This window comes from Pseudothauera lacus, assembly GCF_003034845.1.
GTDB classification, from domain to species: domain Bacteria; phylum Pseudomonadota; class Gammaproteobacteria; order Burkholderiales; family Rhodocyclaceae; genus Pseudothauera; species Pseudothauera lacus.
Genome location: NZ_PZKC01000009.1, coordinates 14604 through 37342 on the forward strand (window position 1 = coordinate 14604; position 22739 = coordinate 37342).

Sequence of the window (22739 nt, forward strand, 5' to 3'; positions counted from 1 at the left end):
GGGCCGCTCAGCCGCCATCGCCCCCCTGTGGGTCGACGCCAAGCAGTTCCTCGACATGCGACAGCGCACCACCGTCCTTGAGGACCGTGCGCAACCACTCGTGCAGCGACATCTCGCCCCACCGAGCGGCCTTGGCGGCTAGATAGGCCACCGGGCTGTGCGGCTCGGTGCGGCGAAAGAACTCCCCCACCTCGCGCAGCTGGCGCAACGCCTGCTCACGGCTGGCCAGCCCTCCCGCAGACGACGGCGCCAGCGCCGGACGCGCGGCCGTCGATGGCGGCAACGCTGCGGCGACATCGGGCACCGGGGGCGGAACCGGGGCTGCGCTCATCCCGCCGGCCTGGGCGACGAAGCGCTCCAGCACCGCCATCACCGCCGCCAGATTTTCACGCGTGGCGCCGAACGCCGGCCCCTCCGCGCCAAGACGTGCATCGATCACCTGCTGCAACTCGCCCAGCGCCTCATGTGCGGCGCGTGCGGCATCGAGGTTATCCACCAGCCAGTGGGTCGGCGTGTCGCGCAAGGCGGCGTCGAACTGCTCCTGACTGACCCGCCCGCCTGCGGCCAGCACCGCAGCCTCGGCCGGATTGCGCTCCAGCGCCTGGGCAAGCGCGCGCGCCGCCTCCAGATCGACATAGGCATAGCGTCCACGATCGGAGTCGGTGATCGGCATCTCGCGCACCAGGCGCGCCGACTGCGCGAGCAACCAGTCAAGCGTGCCGATGCGCAACTCCTGATCGCCCTCCTCGGCCTGCGGATGGATGTCGTCCCAGTAGTTCTCGCACAAGCGCGCGAGCAGCAGATAGCCGTAACCCAGCCCCGCCAGCCCGCGCGTCTTCGCCAGCGCCTCAGCCAGCCAGGCGGCGATGCGCAGATCCTTGGTACGACTGGCCAGCAGCTCGCTGCACAGCCGCACCACCCGCGCCCAGTCGGCCTCCTTGAGCTCGGTGACCCACTCGCCCTGGTCGAGGGAGGGGTCGTCATGACGACGAGCCTCCTGAATGTCATCGAAGACATCCGAGAACATCAGATCCTCGCCGCAGCGCGAGGGCAGTTCCAGCGGACGCACGAGGGCGTCGAAATCGAAGTTCATGGCCGCACCGTATTCCATACCGGATTGGCATTGTATACCAAAGGCTTATGCAATAAGCTTCGCTAGCATATGACAGAGCCCGCCCGCTGCGCCTCCTGGAATGGCAGTGGCGCCTCTCCGGGCGCCACTGCCGTCAATCATCAGGACGAAGGCCGCCAGGCGGCAAACGCACTCAGCGCATGCGACGGCGCAGCGCACCGAGCCCGAAGAAGCCCAGGCCCAGCAAGGCCAGCATCCCTGGTTCCGGGACACCGTTGGGCGGGGGCGGGGTCAGCTCGCGCACCAGCTTCAGCTTGATGGCTTCGGAAAAGTCATCGAAGTTCGACACCACCATCTGGAAGCTGTCGGTGCCTCCGATCACGTTGGTCTCGCCATACGCCAGCGGATTGATGATGCAGGCAGGATCGAGACAGAAGAAGTTGCGACTCGACGGCTGGGCTTCGTCCTCGATCCAGATCGCATTGATGCGATCGACGCCGCCCGCCAGTGCTGCATCGCGGGCGCCCTGCAGCGGGGCACAGACCGCAGCGTTGAAACTGCAGGCATTGCCCTCGGAGCCATCGCCTGAAATATCGATGATCTGCAGACGGCCATCATAACCATTGGTCGCGAACAGGCCGGCACCGAAGTTGAGCGCACTGGTCATCGCCGTGCCGCCGCTGCTGGTGCGCGGTGCGCTCTCGACCGCGCTGGCAAAGGCGAACGATGTCGCCGCATCAAAGACGTGGGTCCAGTTGACCGCAATTGACGAACTGTCGGACCAATACACCAGGGCAACCGCAATGCCTCCGGCGGCCTCGATGGCGCTGATTACCGCATCATCACGGAAGGCATTGGCGTAGCCGTCACGCTGCAGGGCGAAGTCGGTTGCATTCAGGCTGCCGGAAACGTCGGCCAGCAGCAGCAACTCACTACCTACCGGAACAGCATGCACGGAAGAGGCGAATCCCCCGGCCGCAGCAGCTATGACTCCAGTCGCAAGCATGCTCTTGAACTTCATAAGGGCAACTCCTCAGGCAAGTTAGGTGACGTAACGCCGGCCGCAGTCAGCACTGAGAAAGCATTTGCATAATTCGTACCTGAATACAACTTCCTTTTGAAATCAATGCACTTACGCAAAACCCAGACAGCATGAAGCACGCAGATGTAAAAGCCGTCGACACTTGCCTTGCACGCTCACTCCACCGTCACGCTCTTGGCGAGATTGCGCGGCTTGTCCACATCCGTGCCCTTGACCAGCGCGGCGTGGTAGGACAGCAGTTGCAGCGGGATGACGTGCAGGACCGGGGAGAGCATGCCGTAGTGCTCGGGCATGTGCAGGATGTGCACGCCTTCGGACTCGGGGATTTCGCTGCCGGCGTCGGCGAAGACGTAGAGCTCGCCGCCGCGGGCACGCACTTCCTGCAGGTTGGACTTGAGCTTTTCCAGCAGTTCGTCGGCCGGGGCGACGGCGATCACCGGCATGTCCTTGTCCACCAGGGCCAGCGGGCCGTGCTTGAGCTCGCCGGCGGCGTAGGCTTCGGCGTGGATGTAGGAGATTTCCTTGAGCTTCAGCGCGCCTTCCATGGCGATCGGCCAGTGGCGGCCGCGGCCGAGGAAGAGGGCGTGGTGCTTGCCGGCAAAGCGCTGCGCCCAGCGTTCGATCTCCGCTTCGAGCTCGAGCACCTTTTGTACGGCCACCGGCAGGTGGCGCAGATTCTGCAGGTGGCGCGCTTCGTCTGCCTCCGGCAGGCGGCCGGCGAGTTTGGCCAGGGTCAGGGTGAGCAGCGCCAGCGCGGCGAGCTGGGTGGTGAAGGCCTTGGTGGAGGCGACGCCGATCTCGGGGCCGGCGCGGGTGATGAAGCGCAGGCTGGCTTCGCGCACGATGGCCGATTCGGGCACGTTGCAGATCGCCAGGGTGCGGCGCATGCCGAGCGCGCCGGCGTGCTTGAGCGCGGCCAGGGTGTCGGCGGTTTCGCCGGACTGGGAGATTACCACGACCAGGGTGTCGGGATCGGGGACGGATTCGCGGTAGCGGTATTCGCTGGCGATTTCCACCGTGCACGGCACGCGGGCGACCGATTCGAGCCAGTAGCGCGCCACCAGGCCGGCGTGGTAGCTGGTGCCGCAGGCCAGCACGAGCACGCGGCGCACGCCGGCGAACACTTCGGCGGCGCGCGCGCCGAACAGCTGCGGGTTGACCGAGCCGCCGCCGGCGATGATTTCCAGCGTGTTGGCGAGCGCCTGGGGTTGCTCGAAGATTTCCTTCTGCATGTAGTGGCGGAACTGGCCGAGTTCCACCGCATCCGCGGACAGGCTGGAGAGGTGGATCTCGCGCTCCACCGGCGCGCCGTCGGCGCGCACGATGCGATAGCCGCCGAGGCGCAGTTCGGCGACGTCGCCGTCTTCCAGGTAGATGACCTTGCGGGTGACCTGCAGCAGGGCGGCGGTGTCGGAGGCGGCGTACATGCCGTCCTCACCGACCCCGAGCAGCAGCGGCGCGCCGCTGCGGGCGACGATCAGGCGTTCGGGCGCGCTTTCGGCAACCACGCCGATGGCGTAGGCGCCGGTGAGCTCGCAGGAACTCTGGCGCACCGCGTCGAACAGATCGGCGCCGGCGTCGAGCTTGCTGTGGATGAGGTGGGCGATGGCCTCGGTGTCGGTATCGGACTCGAAGACGTAGCCGCGCGCCTGCAGCGCCAGCTTGATGGCTTCGAAGTTCTCGATGATGCCGTTATGGACCACCGCGAGACCGCCGGAGATGTGCGGGTGGGCGTTGCGTTCGGAGGGCACGCCGTGCGTGGCCCAACGCGTGTGGGCGATGCCGATGGGCGCTGCACTGTGGCGGGCATCGGCGAGGGCGGCAAGGTCGGCGACGCGGCCGGCGGAACGCAGGCGCTGCAGCCCGCCGTCGGCGAGCACGGCCAGCCCGGCGGAATCGTAACCGCGGTATTCGAGCTTGCGCAGCCCTTCGAGCAGCACGGGGACGACGTTACGGGAAGAAATCGCGGTGACGATGCCGCACATGGTCAGTTTCCTTGCTTGTTCTTCACCGGGCGCTGCCAACCGGCGAGACTGAGTTGTCTGGTGCGCGAGACGGTGAGCTGGCCGGCGGGCGCGTCCTTGGTGAGGGTGGTGCCCGCCCCCAGCGTGGCGCCGGCGCCGACGCGCACCGGGGCCACCAGCTGGGTGTCGGAGCCGATGAAGACGTCGTCTTCGATCACCGTGCGGTGCTTGTTGGCGCCGTCGTAGTTGCAGGTGATGGTGCCGGCGCCGATGTTGACCCGGCTGCCGACGTCGGCGTCGCCCACGTAGGCCAGGTGGTTGGCCTTGGAGTGGTCGGCGATACGGCTGTTCTTCACTTCGACGAAGTTACCCAGATGCACGTCCGCGCCGAGCTCGGTGCCGGGGCGGGTGCGCGCGTAGGGGCCGATCACGCAGGCTTCGCCCATGCGCGTGGCTTCGACGTGGGAGAAGGGGGCGATGCGGCTGCCGGCGCCGATGACGGCGTCGCGGATCACGCAGTTGGCGCCGATGCGCACGCCGTCGGCGAGCTCCACGCGGCCCTCGAAGACGCAATTGACGTCGATCTCGACATCGCGCCCGCAGATCAGCTCACCGCGCACGTCGAGGCGCGCCGGATCGATCAGGGTGACGCCGTCGTCCATCAGGCGGGCGGCGATGTTGCGCTGGTGGATGCGTTCGAGCTCGGCGAGCTGCGGCTTGCTGTTCACCCCCAGGGTCTCCCATGCCGCGGCGGGCTGCTCGCTGACCACTTCGACGCCGTCTGCCACGGCGAGGCCGATGATGTCGGTAAGGTAGTACTCGCCCTGGGCATTGTCGTTGCCGATGCGGCCCAGCCAGTCGCGCAGGCGGGCAACCGGGGCGACGAGAATGCCGGTATTGACCTCGCGCACCGCGCGCTCGGCGGCGCTGGCGTCCTTTTCTTCGACGATGCGGATGACGCGCCCGCTGCCGTCGCGCAGGATGCGGCCATAGCCGGTGGGGTCTTCGAGCTCCACGGTGAGCAGGGCCAGCCGTCCGCCGCCAGCGGCGGCGGCGAGACGCTGCAACGTGGCCGGGGTGATCAGCGGCACATCGCCGTACAGCACCATGGCCTGCGCCTCATCGCCGAGCAGCGGCAGCGCCTGGCGGACGGCGTGCCCGGTACCGAGTTGTTCGGCCTGCAGTGCCCAGCACAGGTCGGCGGCATCGAGGCGCTGGCGCACCTGTTCGCCACCATGCCCATGCACCACGCAGATACGCGCTGCGCCGAGCCGGCGCGCAGTATCGAGCACATGCGCAAGCAGCGGGCGGCCGGCGAGCGGCTGCAACACCTTGGGCAAGGCCGAACGCATGCGCTTGCCCTGGCCGGCGGCAAGAACCACTACTTCCATGAGCACTCCGGAGGCATAGAAATCCGGCCGCGATTCTACCATGGGGGCACTGTGCTTCCGCTGCGGAACAGGTCACGCACGGCCCATGCTGCAATGCACTTGCGCGCGCACGATAATCTGAAAAAAGTCATGAATCGCCGTTAGAATCCTGATGTTGCAATGCATATAGCGAGACCATCATGGAGCACGCAGCAGTCCAGTTCATCCAGAACCGCACCTTCGACGAGATCCAGGTCGGCGACTTTGCCCAGCTCATCCGCACCTTGCGTCCGGAAGACATCCATCTTTTCGCGGTGATGTCGGGCGACGTCAACCCCACGCACGTTGATCCCGAATTCGCGCGCTCCAGCCAGTTCCGCGAGGTGGTCGGGCACAGCATGTGGGGCAGCACGTTGATCTCCACCGTCCTCGGCACCGAGTTTCCCGGCCCAGGCACAGTCTATGTCTCCCAGGGGCTGAGCTTCTGGCGGCCGATCTCGATCGGCGACACGCTGACCATCACCGTCACCTGCCGCGAGAAGTTCGAGCACAACCACCACATGGTGTTCGACTGCCTGGCGGTCAACCAGGACGGCCTGAAGGTCATCGACGGCACCGCCGAGGTGCTCGCCCCGACCGAGAAGATCAAGCGCCCGCGGGTCAATCTGCCCGAGGTGACCATTTCCGACCGCGAGTTGCGCTACCGCCACCTGCTGTCGGTGAGCTCCGGCCTCAGCCCGATTCCGATCGCCGTCGCCCACCCCTGCGATGCCGAATCCCTGCGCGGCCCGGTGCAGGCGGCCGCCGCCGGTCTCGTCGACCCCATCCTGGTGGGGCCGGAAGCGAAGATCCGCGCCACCGCGGAAGAACACGGCATCGACATCAAGGGCTTCCGCATCGTCGACGTCGAACACAGCCACGCCGCCGCCGAGGCTGCCGTGGCACTTTGCCGCGACGGCGGTGCCGAGGCGCTGATGAAGGGCTCGCTGCACACCGACGAGCTGATGAGCGCGGTGATCTCCAAGGAAGGCGGCCTGCGTACCGCCCGCCGCATCAGCCACGTATTCCTCGCCGACGTGCCGACCTACCCGCACCCGCTGATGATCACCGACGCGGCGATCAACATCGAGCCCTCGCTGGAAACCAAGGTCGACATCATCCAGAACGCCATCGATCTGGCCCACGTGCTGGGGCTGGCCGAACCCAAGGTGGCGATCCTCTCGGCGGTGGAAACCGTCACCTCGAAGATCCGCTCCACCATCGACGCCGCCGCACTGTGCAAGATGGCCGACCGCGGCCAGATCAAGGGCGGCCTGCTCGACGGCCCGCTGGCCTTCGACAACGCGGTATCGCTGGTCGCCGCCAAGACCAAGGGCATCCGCTCCGCAGTGGCCGGCAATGCCGACATCCTCGTAGTGCCGGATCTGGAATCCGGCAACATGGTGGCCAAGCAGCTCGAATACCTCGCCGATGCGCTGATGGCCGGCGTGGTGCTGGGCGCGCGCGTACCCATCGTGCTGACCAGCCGTGCCGACACGGCCGAGACCCGCGCCGCCTCCTGCGCCATCGTGCAGCTGATGGCCCACCGCAAGCGTGAGGCACTGCTCGCATGAAGGCCGTCCTCGTCCTCAACGCCGGTTCGTCCAGCCTCAAGTTCGCGCTCTTCCCCGTCGATCCGGTGCTTGCCGAGCAACCCGCGCTGTCCGGACAGGTAGAAGGGATCGGCGCAGTGCCCGAACTCTCCGCCCGTGACAGCAACGGCGAGCGCTACCACGAGGCGGTCACCACCACAGGCGAACAGTCGGCGCAGCACCGCGATGCGCTCACCCACCTGTTCCGCTGGCTGGCGGCCCACAACCCCAATCTGGAGATCGTTGCTGCCGGCCACCGCGTGGTTCATGGCGGCGAACGCTACAGCGCACCGGTGCGGCTCACCGAAGGGGTGCTGCGCGAACTCGACGAGTACGTCCCGCTGGCTCCCCTGCACCAGCCCCACAACCTGCGTGCCGTGCGCGCCGTAGGTGCATTGCTGCCGGAAATCCCGCAGGTCGGCTGCTTCGACACCGCCTTTCACCGCACCCAGCCCGCCGTCGCCCAGGCCTTTGCGCTGCCGCGCGCACTGAGCGCCGAAGGGGTGAAGCGCTACGGTTTTCACGGCCTCTCCTACGACTACGTCGCCCGCCAGCTGCCAGCGGTAATCGGCGAGCAGCGCGCGCGGGGCGCCGTGATCATCGCCCACCTCGGCAACGGCGCGTCGATGTGCGCCTTGCGCGACGGCCGCAGCGTGGCATCCACCATGGGTTTCACTGCCGTCGAGGGCCTGATGATGGGCACCCGTACCGGCAGTCTCGACCCCGGCGTACTGCTTTACCTGATGGAGCAGAAGGGCATGGACGCCAAGGCCCTGACCCGACTGCTGTACAAGGAATCCGGTCTCCTCGGGGTCTCCGGCATCAGTCAGGACATGCGCACCCTGCTCGCCTCCGACGCCCCCGAGGCGCGCGAGGCGGTGGAGCTGTTCTGCTACCGCATCGCCCGCGAGCTCGGCTCCCTGGCGGCAGCCGCCGGCGGACTTGATGCGCTGGTATTCACCGGCGGTATCGGCGAGCACGCCGCGGCAGTGCGCGCCCGCGTTGTCGAACTGTCCGCGTGGCTGGGGGTTGGCATCGACGCCGAGGCCAACAACACCCACGCCAGCCGCATCGACCTGCCCGACAGCGGAGTCGCCGTGGCGGTGGTGCCGACCAACGAGGAAGGCATGATCGCGCGCTACACGGTAGAGCTGCTGAACGGCTGATGTGTCCTGCTCTCGGTTGCGCTCCGACGCAGCCAGACAAGAAAAGGGCGACCCGCGGGTCGCCCTTTTTCACTCCATCACCGGCGGCTTCAGCGTGGTCATACGCTTTCACCCACCAGGAACTCATCAACGGCACGCGCGCACTGACGGCCTTCGCGCCTTGCGGGCCGACCGGCCCGCAATCGTCAACTCCCCCTCGTGGGCGATTCCGTCATCGCGGCAATACGCTTTCACCCATCAGGAACTCATCAACGGCGCGCGCGCACTGACGGCCTTCACGAATCGCCCACACCACCAGTGACTGCCCACGGCGCATGTCGCCGGCAGCGAACACCCCGGCAACGTTGGTGGCGTAGCAGCCCGCACCGTCGGTATTTGCCTGGGCATTGCCGCGGCCGTCCTTGCTGACTCCGAAGGCGTCGAGCACGCTGCCGACGGGGTTGGTGAAGCCCATGGCGAGGAAGACGCGCTCGGCCGCGAAGACCTCCTCGGAACCGGCCACCTCGCTCATGCGGCCATCCTTCCACTCCAGGCGTACGGTGCGCACACCGGTGAGCTTGCCGTTCTCGCCGATGAACTCCTTGGTGCCGATGGCGTACTCGCGGCGGGTCTCACCTTCGAGGTGGGAGGAGGAGGTGCGCAGCTTGATCGGCCAGTACGGCCAGGTCAGCGCCTTGTTCTCCTGCTCCGGGGGCTGCGGCATCACCTCGAACTGGGTCACCGAGGCCGCACCGTGGCGGTAGCTGGTGCCTACGCAGTCCGAACCGGTATCGCCGCCGCCGATCACCACCACGTTGCAGCCTTTGGCGGAAATCGGGTTGGCGCGGTCGCCGGCGACCTCCTTGTTCTGCGGAATGAGGAACTCGAGGGCGAAATGCACGCCGGCGAGCTCGCGCCCGGGCACCGGCAGGTCGCGCGGCACCTCTGCGCCACCGGCAAGAATGACGGCGTCGAAGCCCTGCCGCAGTTCATCGGCGGAAATCACCGTGGTGGCATCGTTGACGATGCCCGCCGGCAACTCCTTGGCACCGACCAGCACGCGGGTGCGGAAGCTCACGCCCTCGGCCTGCATCTGTTCGACGCGGCGGTCGATGAGCTGCTTTTCCATCTTGAAGTCGGGGATGCCGTAGCGCAGCAGGCCGCCGATACGGTCGCTCTTCTCGAACACCGTGACGTCGTGGCCTGCGCGCGCAAGCTGCTGTGCGGCCGCCAGGCCGGCGGGGCCGGAACCGACCACGGCAACCTTCCTGCCGGTCTTCGCGGCGGGCGGTTGCGGCTTCACCCAGCCCTGCTCCCAGGCCTTGTCGATGATCGCGCGCTCGATGGACTTGATGCCCACCGGATCGGCGTTGATCCCGAGGGTACAAGCCGCCTCACAGGGCGCCGGGCAGATGCGCCCGGTGAACTCGGGGAAGTTGTTGGTCGAATGCAGCACTTCAATGGCCTGCGCCCAGTTGCCGCGGTAGACCAGATCATTCCAGTCCGGAATGATGTTGTTCACCGGGCAGCCGCTGTTGCAGAACGGAATGCCGCAATCCATGCAGCGCGCGCCCTGCACCGCACCCTGCTCGTCGCTCAGGCGGGCGACGAACTCCTTGTAGTTGCTGACCCGCTGGGCGGCCGGCTCATAGGCCTCGGCAACGCGCTGGTGTTCGAGAAATCCGGTTGGCTTGCCCATCTCAAGCGGCCTCCAGTTGCTGTTGCTTTTGCGCGGCCATCTCTGCCAGCGCACGACGGTATTCATGCGGGAAGACCTTCACGAAGCGCCCGCGCCAGTTCGCCCAGTTGTCGAGAATCTGGCGGGCCCGCGGACTGCCGGTGAAGCGTGCATGGCGTTCGATGAGCCCCTTGAGGATGAGCTCGTCACCCATGCCGAGGTGGTCGATATCGACGCGCCCATGCGACTCCAGCTCATCGCCGGACTCCGAACCCTTGCGCGCCTCGATCTCGTCGGGCAGCGGCTCGAGGTCGACCTGGGCCATGTTGCAGCGCTGCGCGAAGCTGCCGTCCTCGTCGAGCACGTAGGCCACGCCGCCGGACATGCCGGCGGCGAAGTTGCGCCCGGTCTGGCCGAGCACCACCACGGTGCCGCCGGTCATGTACTCGCAGCCGTGGTCGCCCACGCCTTCCACCACCGCAGTGGCGCCGGAGTTGCGCACCGCGAAGCGTTCGCCGCCCACGCCGGCGAAATACACTTCGCCCTCGGTGGCGCCGTAGAGCACGGTGTTGCCGACGATGATGTTGTCCGCGGTGGTACCGCGGAACTCGGCCTGCGGACGGACGACGATACGGCCGCCGGAGAGGCCCTTGCCGACGTAGTCGTTGCCCTCGCCGACCAGTTCCAGGGTCACCCCGCGCGCCAGGAAGGCGCCAAAGGCCTGACCGGCGGTACCGCTCAGCCTGACGTGGATGGTGTCGTTGGGCAGCCCGGCATGGCCGTACTTCTCCGCCACACGGCCGGAGAGCATGGCGCCCACGGTGCGGTTGATGTTGCGCACCGGCAGGTCGATGCTGACCCGCTCGCCCTTTTCCAGCGCCGGCGCAGCAAGCTTGATGAGCTGCTGGTCGAGGGCCTTGTCGAGGCCATGGTCCTGGGTATCGACATGCAGGCGGGCGACGCTGTCGGCCACCGCGGGGCGGTAGAAGATGCGCGAGTAGTCGAGCCCCTGGGCCTTCCAGTGGCTGATGCCGGGCTTCATGTCGAGCAGGTCGGCGCGGCCGATGAGGTCGTCGAACTTGCGGATGCCCAGCTCGGCCATCAGCTCGCGCACTTCCTCGGCGATGAAGAAGAAATAGTTCACCACGTGCTCGGGCTGGCCGGAGAAGCGCTTGCGCAGCTCGGGATCCTGGGTCGCGACCCCCACCGGGCAGGTGTTGAGGTGGCACTTGCGCATCATGATGCAGCCTTCGACGACCAGCGGCGCGGTGGCGAAGCCGAACTCGTCAGCGCCGAGGAGGGCGCCGATGACGACGTCGCGACCAGTCTTGATCTGTCCGTCGACCTGCAGACGCACACGCCCGCGCAGGTTGTTGAGCACCAGGGTCTGCTGGGTCTCGGCGAGGCCCAGTTCCCACGGCGACCCGGCGTGCTTGATCGAGCTCCACGGCGAAGCCCCGGTGCCACCATCGTGGCCGGCAACGACGATGTGGTCGGCCTTGGCCTTGGCGACACCCGCGGCAACGGTGCCAATGCCGATCTCCGAGACCAGCTTGACCGAGATGTCGGCACGCGGGTTGGCATTCTTCAGGTCGTGGATGAGCTGGGCCAGATCCTCGATGGAATAGATGTCATGGTGCGGCGGCGGCGAGATGAGGCCGACACCCGGCACCGAGTGACGCAGGTAGCCGATGTACTCGGAGACCTTGTGGCCGGGCAGCTGGCCACCTTCACCGGGCTTGGCGCCCTGGGCCATCTTGATCTGGATCTGGTCGGCGTTGACCAGGTACTCGGTGGTGACGCCGAAGCGCCCCGAGGCCACCTGCTTGATCGCCGAGCGCAGACTGTCGCCGGCCTGCAGTTCGAGGTCGCGCTCGATGCGGCTCTCGCCGATGATCTGCGACAGCTTCATGGCCTGGGTGATGGGCTTGAAGCGCATCGGGTCCTCACCGCCTTCGCCGGTGTTGGACTTGCCGCCGATACGGTTCATGGCAATCGCCAGCGTGCTGTGCGCCTCGGTGGAGATCGAACCCAGCGACATCGCACCGGTAGCGAAGCGCTTGACGATGTCCTTGGCCGACTCGACCTCGTCGAGCGCCACCGGGGCGCCGGCGGGCTTGAGTTCGAAGAGCCCGCGCAAGGTCATGTGACGCTTGCTCTGGTCGTTGATGATGCGGGCGTACTCCTTGTAGGTGTCGTACTTGCCCGAGCGCGTCGAGTGCTGCAGCTTGGCGATGGCCTCCGGCGTCCACATGTGTTCGTCGCCACGCACGCGATAGGCGTACTCGCCGCCCGCCTCGAGCATCTCGGCGAGCACCGGGTCGGCACTGAAGGCCTTCCTGTGCAGGCGGATGGTCTCTTCCATGACCTCGAAGACACCCATGCCGTCGACCTGGCTGGTAGTGCCGGTGAAGTACTTGTCGAGCAGGGCCTGCTGCAGACCCACGGCTTCGAAGATCTGTGCGCCGGTATAGGACATGTAGGTGGAGATGCCCATCTTCGACATCACCTTCATCAGCCCCTTGCCGACCGCCTTGACGAAGTGCTTGACGTACTTCTCGCCGCTCTCCCCGTCGCCGGCAAGCTGCTGCAGGGTCTCAAGGGCGAGATAGGGATGCACCGCCTCGGCGCCGTAACCGGCGAGCACGGCGAAGTGGTGAATCTCGCGCGCGGTGCCCGTTTCCACCACCAGGCCGGCGCGCGTGCGCAGGCCCTTGGTGACCAGGTGCTGGTGGATGGCGGACAACGCCAGCAGCGCCGGGATGGCGACGCTGTCGGCATCCACCTTGCGGTCGGAGACGATGAGGATGTTGTAGCCCTGCAGCACTGCATCCTCGGCCTCTGCACACAGCGAAGCGAGGCGCGCCTCGACGCCTTCCTTGCCCCAGGCCACCGGATAGCAGATGTCCAGTTCGGCGGAGCGGAACTTGTTGTTGGTGTAGCGCGCGATGTTGCGGATCTTCGCCATGCCGGCGAAATCGAGCACCGGCTGCGACACCTCGAGGCGGAACGGCGGATTGATCTCGTTGATCTCGAGCAGGTTGGGACGCGGGCCGATGAAGGACACCAGCGACATCACCATCTGCTCGCGGATCGGGTCGATGGGCGGGTTGGTGACCTGCGCGAAGAGCTGGCGGAAGTAGTTGTAGAGGGGCTTCTCCTTGGCCGACAGCACGGCCAGCGGAGAATCGTTGCCCATCGAACCGGTGGCTTCCTCGCCGGCCTTGCCCATCGGCTCGAGGATGAACTTGATGTCTTCCTGGGTATAGCCGAAGGCCTGCTGACGATCGAGCATGGTCGCCGCGCACTCCGGCGCGCTGGCCTGGGCCGGCGCTTCGAGGCCGTCGAGCTTGATGTTGATGCGCGACAGCCATTCGGCGTACGGACGTGCGCTGGCAAGCGACTCCTTGAGCTCCTTGTCATCGATGATGCGGCCCTGCTCCATGTCGATGAGGAACATCTTGCCCGGCTGCAGGCGCCACTTCTTGACGATCTTGCTGTCGGGGATGGGCAGCACGCCGGACTCCGAGGCCATCACCACGAGGTCGTCGTCGGTGACCAGATAACGTGCCGGACGCAGGCCGTTGCGGTCCAGCGTGGCGCCGATCTGGCGGCCGTCGGTGAAGGCCACCGCAGCGGGGCCGTCCCACGGCTCCATCATCGCCGCGTGGTACTCGTAGAAGGCGCGGCGGCGCTCGTCCATGTGGGTGTGCGACTCCCAGGCCTCGGGGATCATCATCATCACCGCATGGGCCATCGAGTAGCCGCTCATCACCAGTAGTTCGAGCGCGTTGTCGAAGGCGGCGGAATCCGACTGGCCGGGATAGATCAGCGGCCAGATCTTCTGCAGGTCGTCGCCGAGCAGCGGCGAATGCACGCCCTTCTCACGCGCGCGCATCCAGTTGTAGTTGCCGCGCAGGGTGTTGATCTCGCCGTTGTGCGCAATGTAGCGGAAGGGGTGAGCGAGGTTCCACTTCGGGAAGGTGTTGGTCGAGAAGCGCTGGTGTACCAGGGCAAGCGCGGAGACCGTGCGCGGATCGACCAGGTCGAGGTAGTACTCGCCGACCTGTCCGGCCAGCAGCAGACCCTTGTAATTGACCGTGCGCGCGGACATGGAGACCATGTAGAACTCCTGCCCGTGCTTGAGGTGGAGCGCATTGATGGCGTTGGCGGCACGGCGGCGGATGACGTAGAGCTTGCGCTCGAGGGCCTCGGTGACCATGACGTCGGGACCGCGCCCGACAAAGACCTGGCGGATCACCGGCTCGGCGGCACGCACCACCGGGCTCATCGGCATCTCGCGATTCACCGGCACATCGCGCCAGCCGAGGACGATCTGACCCTCGGCGCGCACGGCGCGCTCGATCTCTTCCTCACAGGCCAGGCGGGAGGCGCGTTCCTTGGGCATGAACACCATGCCGACACCGTACTCGCCGGCCGACGGCAGGTGGATGCCACGCCCGGCAAGTTCCTCGCGATACAGCTGGTCCGGAATCTGGATCAGGATGCCCGCGCCGTCACCCTGCAGGGGATCGGCGCCGACCGCGCCGCGGTGGTCGAGATTCTTGAGGATCTCGAGGCCCTGCAGGACGATGTCGTGGGTCTTGTTACCCTTGATGTGGGCAATGAAGCCCACGCCACAGGCGTCGTGTTCGTTGGCCGGGTCGTACAGACCCTGCTTCTGGGGGAGATCCATTTCGTTCTTCCTCGAAACAACACGGTCGCCGGACGCTTGCATCCGGCACGATTCAGGCGCTGCAAAGCGAAGCAAAAAGCGCACCAAATTAGTGCATCGCGCAAAAAAAGGCCGGGCCTACCAGCACCGGCACTGTCCTTGCGGCGCACACGGGCGCTCGCTGCCCTTTTACGAGAGCGGTCGACGAATATACCCCCAGAAAGAGGGGCTTACAAGATTTTTTTGCACTGCGCCATCGGTGCCGCTTTGCCCCGCGGCCGCATGGTGCTCAGTGGATTTCGCCGACGGCGAAGAGTCGGCGATGCTCGCGCATGGCGTAGCGATCGGTCATCCCGGCAATGTAGTCAGCAATTGCACGCGCCTTGTCGGCCTGCGCGCGCGCCTGATACTGCGGCGGCAGCAGGCGGGGGTCGGCCATGAAGGCGGCGAAGAGGTCGGCGACGATGCGCCGTGCCTTGTCGGTCATGCGCAGCACCTGATAGTGCTGGTAGAGGTGCGTGCGCAGAAAGGTCTTGAGCTCGCGCAGCTGCGGCAGCAGGGTATCGGAATAGGCCACCAGGCGCGGAGCGGCGCGCACCTCGGCAAGACTGCCGACGCCAGCGGCGGCGATGTTGGCGCGGGTGCGCGCAGTCAGGTCGAGCACCATCTGGTTGATCATCCGGCGGATGGTCTCGTGGATCAACCGGCGGCCGCCCAGGCCTGGCCACTGGCGCGCCACCGCAGTGCGATTGTCGGCAAAGATGGCAACCGCATCGAGCTGTTCGAGGGTGATCAGCCCTGAGCGCAGACCGTCATCGATGTCATGGTTGTTGTAGGCGATTTCGTCGGCGAGGTTGGCAAGCTGGGCCTCCAGCGACGGCTGGGTGCCGTCGATGAAGCGGCGGCCGAGCTCTCCGAGGGACTCGGCGTTACTGCGCGAGCAGTGCTTGAGTATGCCCTCGCGAGTCTCGAAGGTGAGATTGAGGCCGTCGAAGGCCGCATAGTGCTCTTCCAGCACATCCACGGTACGCAGCGACTGCAGGTTGTGCTCGAAGCCGCCGTGATCCTTCATGCAGGCGTTCAGCGCCTCCTGCCCGGCATGTCCGAACGGCGTGTGGCCAAGATCGTGGGCGAGCGCAATGGCCTCCGCAAGATCTTCGTTGAGCCCGAGGATGCGGGCGATGCTGCGGGAGATCTGCGCCACCTCGATGCTGTGGGTGAGACGGGTGCGGAAGAGGTCGCCTTCGTGGTTGACGAACACCTGGGTCTTGTATTCGAGGCGCCGGAAGGCGGTCGAATGGACGATGCGGTCGCGATCGCGCTGGAACTCGGAGCGCTCCAGCGGGGCGGGCTCGGCGTGCACACGGCCGCGCGAATGGGCCTCGTCGACCGCCCACGGTGCCAGGGCGGTCATCGCACGCTGCACGCTTCGATGGCTGCGGCGATGTCGGCGCTGTCGGCCGTCGCGCTGACCACCCCGGCACCGATGTCCTTCAGCAGCACCAGCCGCAACTGCCCGGCCTCGACCTTCTTGTCGTGGGCCATCAGGTCGAGATAGCGCTCGGCGCCCAGCGCCGGACCGCTCACCGGCAGACCCGCCCTGCGCAACAGGGTACGCACGCGCTCGACCTGGGCGCCATGGAGCCAGCCCAGGCGGCGCGACAGCTCCGCTGCCATCACCGTACCGGCAGCCACGGCCTCGCCGTGCAGCCAGGTGCCGTAACCCAGCGCGGTCTCGATGGCATGGCCGAAGGTATGGCCGAGGTTGAGCAGGGCGCGTTCGCCCTTCTCGGTCTCGTCAGCCGCAACGACCTCCGCCTTGTTGCGGCAACAGCGTTCGATCGCCCACGCCAGCGCTGCGGGATCGCGTTCGAGCAGGCTGTCGATGTTGGCTTCCAGCCAGTCGAAGAAGGGCAGATCGCGGATCAGGCCGTACTTGATCACCTCCGCGAGTCCGGCCTTCAGTTCGCGCTCGGGCAGGGTATCGAGGGTGGCGGTGTCGGCGATGACCAGGCGCGGCTGGTAGAAAGCACCGATCATGTTCTTGCCCAGCGGATGGTTGATCGCGGTCTTGCCACCGACTGAAGAATCGACCTGGGCCAGCAGGGTCGTCGGGATCTGGATGAAGGGCACGCCACGCTGGTAGGTGGCTGCGGCAAACCCGGCCATGTCGCCAACCACACCGCCGCCGAGCGCGATGACCGTGGTCGAGCGCTCGCAGCGCGCGCCGAGCAGCGCATCGAAGATCAGATTGAGAGTCTGCCAGTCCTTGTACGCCTCGCCATCGGGGAGCACGACGCTGTCAACGCGCACGCCGTTGCCCTCCAGCGCGCCCTGCAGGCGCGAGAGATAGAGCGGACCGACACGGTCATTGGTGACGATGGCCACGCGCGGTGCCTGCAGGCGCCCGAGGATGAGCGCGGGGTCATCGAGCAGACCGCGGCCGATGTGGATGGGGTAAGCGCGCTCGCCGAGCGCTACGTCGAGGGTGTGCATGGTCCCGTCCTGCGGTTTTCCAGTGCTTTCTGAATCTGTCTGACCATCGCCCCAGGGTTGCCACGCCCCCCATCGACGATGATGTGCGCCACCTCCCGGTACAGCGGATCACGCTGACGATGCAGCGCGAAGATGCGCTCGCGCGGGTTGGGTACCTGCAGCAGCGGGCGGTTGCGGTCATGCCGCGTACGTTCCCACAGCACTTGGGGCGGGACGTTGAGATAGATCACCACGGCACGCTCGGCGAGCAACGCACGATTGCCCGGATCGAGGACGGCGCCCCCGCCGGTGGCGATCACCAGCCCGTCGCAGGAGGTCAGTTCATCGATAACCTGACTTTCCCGGCGCCGGAAGCCCTCCTCGCCCTCGATTTCGAAGATGGTCGGAATCTTCACCCCGGTACGCGCCTCGATCTCGTGGTCACAATCGACGAAGCGCATCCCGCTGCGCCTGGCCAGTTCCTTTCCGATGGTGGTCTTGCCGGCCCCCATCATGCCGATCAGTACGATTCGATCCACGCCCGTCTTTGTGCAGAGATGAAACAAGGAGGCCGGAGTTCCATCAGGCGATGGAACTCCGGCCCCGAAGTATGCCGGAAACCGGGTCAGCGCAGGGTGAGTGCGTCGGTAACGATGCGCGGGGTGATGAACACCAGCAGCTCGCGCCGCGAGGACTCACGCTTGGTGTTGCGGAACAGCGCGCCGAGCACCGGCACCTCGCCCAGCACCGGGACGCGGGCGATGTTGTTGGTCTCGCTTTCCTCGTAGATGCCGCCGATGACCACCGTACCGCCGTTCTCGACCAGCACCTCGGTCTTGACGTTCTTGGTGTCGATCGCCGGCTCCAGGAAGCCGGCCGGGAACACCGGGCTGTCCTTGTTGACCTCGACGCGCAGTTGCAGGCGCCCGTCCGGCGTGATCGACGGCCGCACCTTGAGCGACAGCACTGCCTTCTTGAACTCGACGCTGGTCGCCCCGGAGCTGGTTTCCTTGCGGTAGGCGATCTCGGTACCTTGCTCGATGGAGGCCTCGACGAGGTTGGCGGTCAGCACGCGGGGGCTGGAAACGATGCGCCCACGACCGTCGCTTTCAAGAGCCGACAGCTCGAGATTGAGGAAACGGGTGGCGGCATTGTTGAACAGCGCCAGATTGACCGTCGAGAAGGAGGCCACCGGCGTGGCGCCACCGCTTTGCGCACCGGTACCGACCAGTGCGCCACCGACGACCTGACCAAGGCCGGCGCGGGCGTTGCCGATACGGTGCCCGCGGCCGTCGGTGAAGTTCATCCGCACGCCGAGATCGCGGGCGAAGTCCTTGCTGGCCTCGACGATGCGCGCCTCGATGAGGACCTGGCGGGGGGCCTGATCGATTTCGACGAAGAGGCGACGCAGGGCATCCAGGCGGCTGGGAACGTCGGTGATGAAGACCTTGTTGGAGCGCTCATCGACCACCACGCTGCCGCGCGGCGAGAGCATGGTCTGGTCCTTGCTCTTGAGAAAGTCGAAGATCGCCTTGGCGCTGTGGTAGTTGATCTGGAAGCTTTCGGTATGCAAGGGCTCGAGATCGCCGATCTGCGCCAGCGCCTCCAGCTGCATCTTCTCGCGCGCGGCGAGCTCGTCACCCGGGGCGATCCAGATCACGTTGCCGTTCTTGCGCATGTCCAGCCCCTTGGACTGGAGGATGATGTCGAGCGCCTGATCCCAGGGCACATCCTTCAGACGCAGGGTGAGATTGCCGCGTACCGAATCGCTGGTGATGATGTTGAAGTCGGTGAAGTCGGCAATGACCTGGAGGACGGCACGGACGTCGATGTTCTGGAAATTGAGTGACAGCTTCTCTCCCGCGTACTGGCCGCGCGGCGCGCCCTGCACGAGGCGGTTGGGATCTTCCACCAGGCGCTTGACCTCAAGCACGAACTGGTTGTCGCTCTGGTAGGCGTTGTGCTCCCAGAGGCCGTTGGGGGTGATCACCAGGCGGACGTTCTCGCCCTGCTGCTGGGCCACCATGCTGGTGATCGGGGTGGCAAAGTCGGTGACGTCGGAGCGTCGCTGCAGATGCTCGGGCAGCGAGGTGCGGACGAACTCGACGACAAGGTTGGAGCCCTGCTGGCGGATGTCGATGCCGGTGTCGGGGTTCGACAGCTCAACCAGCACCCGGCCCTGTCCGTCGGTGCCGCGGCGGAACTTGATGTCGCGGACGCTCTTTGCCGCCTGCTCGGCCTGCTGCGACGAGGCAGCGAAATTGGCCAACGGTTGCTCGGTGATGGTGGTCAGATCGGCCTGCCCCACGGGGTTGAGGGCGATGATCAGCTCACGGCCCTCGATGCGGGTCTCGAAAGGCGCCATGCGGGTGAGGTTGAGCACCAGACGCGTGCGATCGCCGACCTGGACGATGTTGGCACTGCGCAACTCGCCCTGGTTGATGGTCTGCACGTTGTGCCCCAGACCGTTGGCGGTAGCCGGAAAGTCGAAGGCGATGCGCGCCGGATTGGCGACGCTGAAGCTCGCCGGGACGGCATCGAGCGGCGCCTGCAAGGTCAGCTTGACGAACACCGCCGACCCCTGGAGGGCGGTCTCGAGTTTCTCGATACGGTTGACCTGGTTCTGCGTTTCCGCAGCCCCGCCCTGCGCCAGCGCAGGCGAGACGGCCACACCACCAAAGACGGCTGCGAGCAGCAACGTTGCGATACCTTTTTTCATCATCTGCCTCCCTGCTGCTCCTGCAACAGCAGCGAACTGGTGCGCTCGCTCCAGTCGCCATTGATGTCTTCAACGAGTTCCTTGAGCTGGACTTCGGTTTCCGTCACTGCCGTGACCATGCCGAAGTTCTGCCCCATGTAATTGCCCACCCGCACCTGGTGAATGGTGTCGCCGATACGGATCAGGGCATGCGCCTGATCACCCTGGATCAGCGCCCCGACCATGGTCAGCGATTCCAGCGGGAAGGCTTCCAGCGGTTCGCGGCGGCGGTCCAGATCCGGCTGGATGCCGCTGCCGCCGCCCGCCGCGGCGCGTTGCTCGGGCATCAGGCGGTCTGCACTGAAGGGGGGCTGGAGGTGTCCTGCTTCGTACTCGACCACCGGGAAGGGCCGGATCTCCGGCAGCGGCTTGACGCCGCCGCGCATCGTGCGCGCCTGCTCGGTCATCCACGCCTGAATGTTCTCTTCCTCGCTGGCGCAGCCACTCAGCATCGCTGCACCGAGCGCGATGACGATGACCGACCGGGTTAGCTTCATGCTGGGCCTCATCTTCTGCCTCTCGAAGTCTGCTGCGCGGCACGTGCCGCCTGCTGCCTGGCAGCCAGTTCCTCTTCGTCGAGATAGCGATAGGTGACCGCCTTGGCCTCGAACTTCAGCTGACCGCTGCGATCGCTCTCGATGGCGATGTTGTTGAGGGTGACGATGCGCGGCATGCGGGCGACGTCGCTGGCGAAGGCACCAAGGTCGTGATAGCCGCCAAGAACGCGGATGTCGATCGGCATCTCGGCATAGAACTCCTTCACGGCCTCTGCACCCGGCTTGAACAGTTCGAAGGCCAGCCCGCGCCCCAGGCCGGCCTGGTTGATCTCGGCAAGCAGGGAGTCCATCTCCGCACGGTTGGGTAGTTGCCGCAGCAGGGCGCCGAACTGGCGGTCGATCTCCTCCAGCTGGCGACGGTGCTCATCCAGATTCACGGCCTGGCGCTTCTTGCTCAGCCACTGCTCCCTGAGGGTCACTTCCTCGGCCTCGCGGGCGGCCAGATTGTCCATCTGCCCCTGCCAGTGGAACCACCAGGCTGCGGCTAGCGTCGCCACCAGCAGGGCCACGAAGACCGCGACCTTGGGCGCCGTTGGCCAGGCTCCCGGGTCGTTGGGATTGAGATTCTTGAAATCCTCGGCAAGGCGATTGAGGTCCAGCCCCTTGCCCGGCACAGCTCCTTTACCGAACTTCATCGCTGCGCCCCCCTGGCGGCCGCGCGCGCCGGTGTCCCCTGCGCTGCGGGAGTTGCTTCGTCGCCTTCCGCTGCGGCGGGCGGAGCAATGTTGATGTTGAGGGTGAACTCGCCCACCCTGCGGCCGTCGACATTGACCGCCTTGACCTCGACAAGCTGCGGCCGGGTGAGGTAGGGCGACTCCTCAAGTGCGCGCATCAGGTGGGAGACCCGTGCATTCGACTGTGCATAGCCCACCAGGGTGATGCGCTTGCCAGCCTGCTTCATCGACTTGAGATAGACACCCTCGGGCATCAGCCGGGTCATTTCGCTCAGCACATGCACGGTTTCGGCACGGTCACCCTGCAGCGCCTCGATGACCTGCTTGCGCTCCAGCAATGAATCGATCTGCTCGCGCAACTGACGGATCTCGGCGATCTCGCGGTCGAGCTTCTGGATCTCGGTACGGAAAATCTGGTTGGTGCGCTCCTGGCGCTCGATGTAGCCAGCCAGCACGGTGTGCACGAGCAGCGCGATCACCAGCCCGAGGGCGACCATCAGGCCGGAAACGACGTAGAACTGCTGACGCCGCTCGCGCCGCTTGATCTCGCGGTGCGGCAGCAGATTGATGCGCGTCATGTGTCGAACCTCCGCAACGCCAGTCCGCAGGCCACCATCATCGCCGGGGCATCGGCCAGCAAGGCCTTCGGACGGACGCTGGAAGACAGGGACATGCCTTCGAAGGGGTTGGCGATGGTAGTCGGGATCTGCGTGCGCCCGCCAACCATCTCACCCAGGCCGGGAAGTACCGCACAGCCGCCCGCGAGGACGATGTGATCGACCTGGTTGTACTGCGTGGAGGTGAAGAAGAACTGCAGCGCGCGCGACACTTCCAGCGCCATGCTGTCCATGAAGGGGCGCAGCAGATCACGCTCGTAGTCCTCAGGCAGGCTGCCGGTGCGCTTGGCGCTCTCGGCCTCCTCCACGCTCATGCCGTACTGGCGGGCGATGTCCTGGGTAAGCTGCGCGCCACCGAAGGCCTGCTCGCGGCTGTAGATCTGCTGGCCGTTACGCAGAACGGTAACGGTGGTGACGCTGGCGCCGATGTTGATCAGGGCGATGATCTTGCCCTCACCGCCGCCGGGCAGGCGCTGGCGGACCAGCTCGAAGGCGGCCTGGGCGGCGAAGGTATCGACATCCATGATCACCGCCTTGAGCCCCGCCGCCTCGGCAGCCGCCACCCGGTCCTCGACCTTTTCCTTGCGCGAGGCGGCAATCAGCACCTCGACCTCGTCGGGATTGTCGCGCAGCGGCCCGATGACCTGGAAGTCGAGATTGACCTCGTCGAGCGGGAAGGGGATGTATTGATTCGCCTCCGACTCAACCTGGACTTCCATTTCCAGTTCGCGCAGACCGGCGGGCAGGATGATCTTCTTGGTGATCACCGCGGAGGCCGGCAGGGCCACGGCAACGTTCTTGAGCGAAGCGCCCATTCGTCGCACCGCCCGGCGCACGGAATCGCTCACCGCCTCCAGATTGGCGATGTTGCCATCGACCACGGCATCACGCGGCATGGGCTCGATCGCATAGCGTTCGACCCGATAGCCGTCCCTCTCCGAACCCGACAGCTCGACCAGCTTGACTGATGAAGATGAGATATCCAAACCAGCCAGTTGCCGTGCCTTAGGACTGAACATCGCTAAGTCGATCACAAAGAAAGTCCTTAAATTTCTTTATGTTAGGCTTATTTCCTGAATAA

At 66.1% G+C, this 22739-nt stretch carries 16 protein-coding genes; 2 read left to right on the forward strand and 14 right to left on the reverse strand.

What is annotated here, in order from left to right; translation table 11 throughout:
* Nucleotides 1-7 precede the first annotated feature (7 nt).
* The 4 genes from tssA to glmU all read right to left on the reverse strand — a co-directional run bounded on the left by tssA (nt 8) and on the right by glmU (nt 5469).
* Nucleotides 8-1093: a type VI secretion system protein TssA gene (gene tssA, locus C8261_RS11505; protein ID WP_107493980.1), complete on the reverse strand. Its 1086-nt coding sequence runs from the start codon at nt 1091-1093 to the stop codon at nt 8-10.
* A gap of 172 nt (nt 1094-1265) precedes the next feature.
* Nucleotides 1266-2093, reverse strand: coding sequence for a DUF1194 domain-containing protein (locus C8261_RS17650; RefSeq protein WP_107493981.1), 828 nt, complete (start codon nt 2091-2093; stop codon nt 1266-1268).
* 176 nt (nt 2094-2269) lie between these two features.
* On the reverse strand, nt 2270-4099 hold the full coding sequence (gene glmS, locus C8261_RS11515) for a glutamine--fructose-6-phosphate transaminase (isomerizing) (protein ID WP_107493868.1): 1830 nt from the start codon (nt 4097-4099) through the stop codon (nt 2270-2272).
* Between the two features lie 2 nt (nt 4100-4101).
* Nucleotides 4102-5469 carry a bifunctional UDP-N-acetylglucosamine diphosphorylase/glucosamine-1-phosphate N-acetyltransferase GlmU gene (gene glmU, locus C8261_RS11520; RefSeq protein WP_107493869.1) on the reverse strand — a complete coding sequence of 456 codons (1368 nt, stop codon included), beginning with the start codon at nt 5467-5469 and terminating at the stop codon, nt 4102-4104.
* Nucleotides 5470-5648: 179 nt separating this feature from the next.
* Between glmU and C8261_RS11525 the strand changes: the two genes are divergently transcribed.
* Together C8261_RS11525 and C8261_RS11530 are read left to right on the forward strand one after the other, a co-directional pair.
* Complete coding sequence (locus C8261_RS11525) at nt 5649-7061, forward strand: bifunctional enoyl-CoA hydratase/phosphate acetyltransferase (protein WP_107493870.1); 1413 nt, start codon at nt 5649-5651, stop codon at nt 7059-7061.
* Nucleotides 7058-8245: an acetate/propionate family kinase gene (locus tag C8261_RS11530; RefSeq protein WP_107493871.1), complete on the forward strand. Its 1188-nt coding sequence runs from the start codon at nt 7058-7060 to the stop codon at nt 8243-8245. Before C8261_RS11525 ends, C8261_RS11530 begins: the two co-directional genes overlap by 4 nt.
* Nucleotides 8246-8456: 211 nt before the next feature.
* Here the strand turns inward: C8261_RS11530 and C8261_RS11535 are convergent, their stop codons facing one another.
* The 10 genes from C8261_RS11535 to C8261_RS11580 form a co-directional block, all read right to left on the reverse strand.
* Entirely contained in the window at nt 8457-9923 is a 1467-nt protein-coding gene (locus C8261_RS11535; RefSeq protein WP_107493872.1) for a glutamate synthase subunit beta, read from the reverse strand.
* A gap of 1 nt (nt 9924) precedes the next feature.
* A complete protein-coding gene (locus tag C8261_RS11540) occupies nt 9925-14598 on the reverse strand; it encodes a glutamate synthase-related protein (RefSeq protein WP_107493873.1) in 4674 nt (1557 codons plus the stop codon).
* A 268-nt stretch (nt 14599-14866) separates the two neighbouring features.
* Nucleotides 14867-15991 (reverse strand): deoxyguanosinetriphosphate triphosphohydrolase, encoded by a 1125-nt coding sequence (locus C8261_RS11545; RefSeq protein ID WP_107493874.1) that lies wholly within the window; start codon nt 15989-15991, stop codon nt 14867-14869.
* Nucleotides 15988-17073, reverse strand: a complete 1086-nt coding sequence (gene aroB / locus C8261_RS11550; RefSeq protein ID WP_107493875.1) for a 3-dehydroquinate synthase — start codon at nt 17071-17073, stop codon at nt 15988-15990. Before aroB ends, C8261_RS11545 begins: the two co-directional genes overlap by 4 nt.
* The gene (locus tag C8261_RS11555) at nt 17055-17591 is read right to left on the reverse strand and encodes a shikimate kinase (RefSeq protein ID WP_107493876.1); all 537 of its coding nucleotides are present in this window, start codon (nt 17589-17591) and stop codon (nt 17055-17057) included. The genes aroB and C8261_RS11555 overlap by 19 nt, the downstream gene beginning before the upstream one ends.
* A gap of 86 nt (nt 17592-17677) precedes the next feature.
* Entirely contained in the window at nt 17678-19771 is a 2094-nt protein-coding gene (gene pilQ, locus C8261_RS11560) for a type IV pilus secretin PilQ (RefSeq protein WP_107493982.1), read from the reverse strand.
* On the reverse strand, nt 19771-20307 hold the full coding sequence (locus tag C8261_RS11565) for a pilus assembly protein PilP (protein ID WP_107493877.1): 537 nt from the start codon (nt 20305-20307) through the stop codon (nt 19771-19773). Before C8261_RS11565 ends, pilQ begins: the two co-directional genes overlap by 1 nt.
* Nucleotides 20308-20315: 8 nt before the next feature.
* Entirely contained in the window at nt 20316-21002 is a 687-nt protein-coding gene (locus C8261_RS11570) for a type IV pilus inner membrane component PilO (protein ID WP_107493878.1), read from the reverse strand.
* A complete protein-coding gene (locus tag C8261_RS11575; RefSeq protein WP_107493879.1) occupies nt 20999-21619 on the reverse strand; it encodes a PilN domain-containing protein in 621 nt (206 codons plus the stop codon). The genes C8261_RS11570 and C8261_RS11575 overlap by 4 nt, the downstream gene beginning before the upstream one ends.
* Complete coding sequence (locus C8261_RS11580) at nt 21616-22677, reverse strand: pilus assembly protein PilM (RefSeq protein ID WP_219905195.1); 1062 nt, start codon at nt 22675-22677, stop codon at nt 21616-21618. The genes C8261_RS11575 and C8261_RS11580 overlap by 4 nt, the downstream gene beginning before the upstream one ends.
* Nucleotides 22678-22739: the final 62 nt, after the last annotated feature.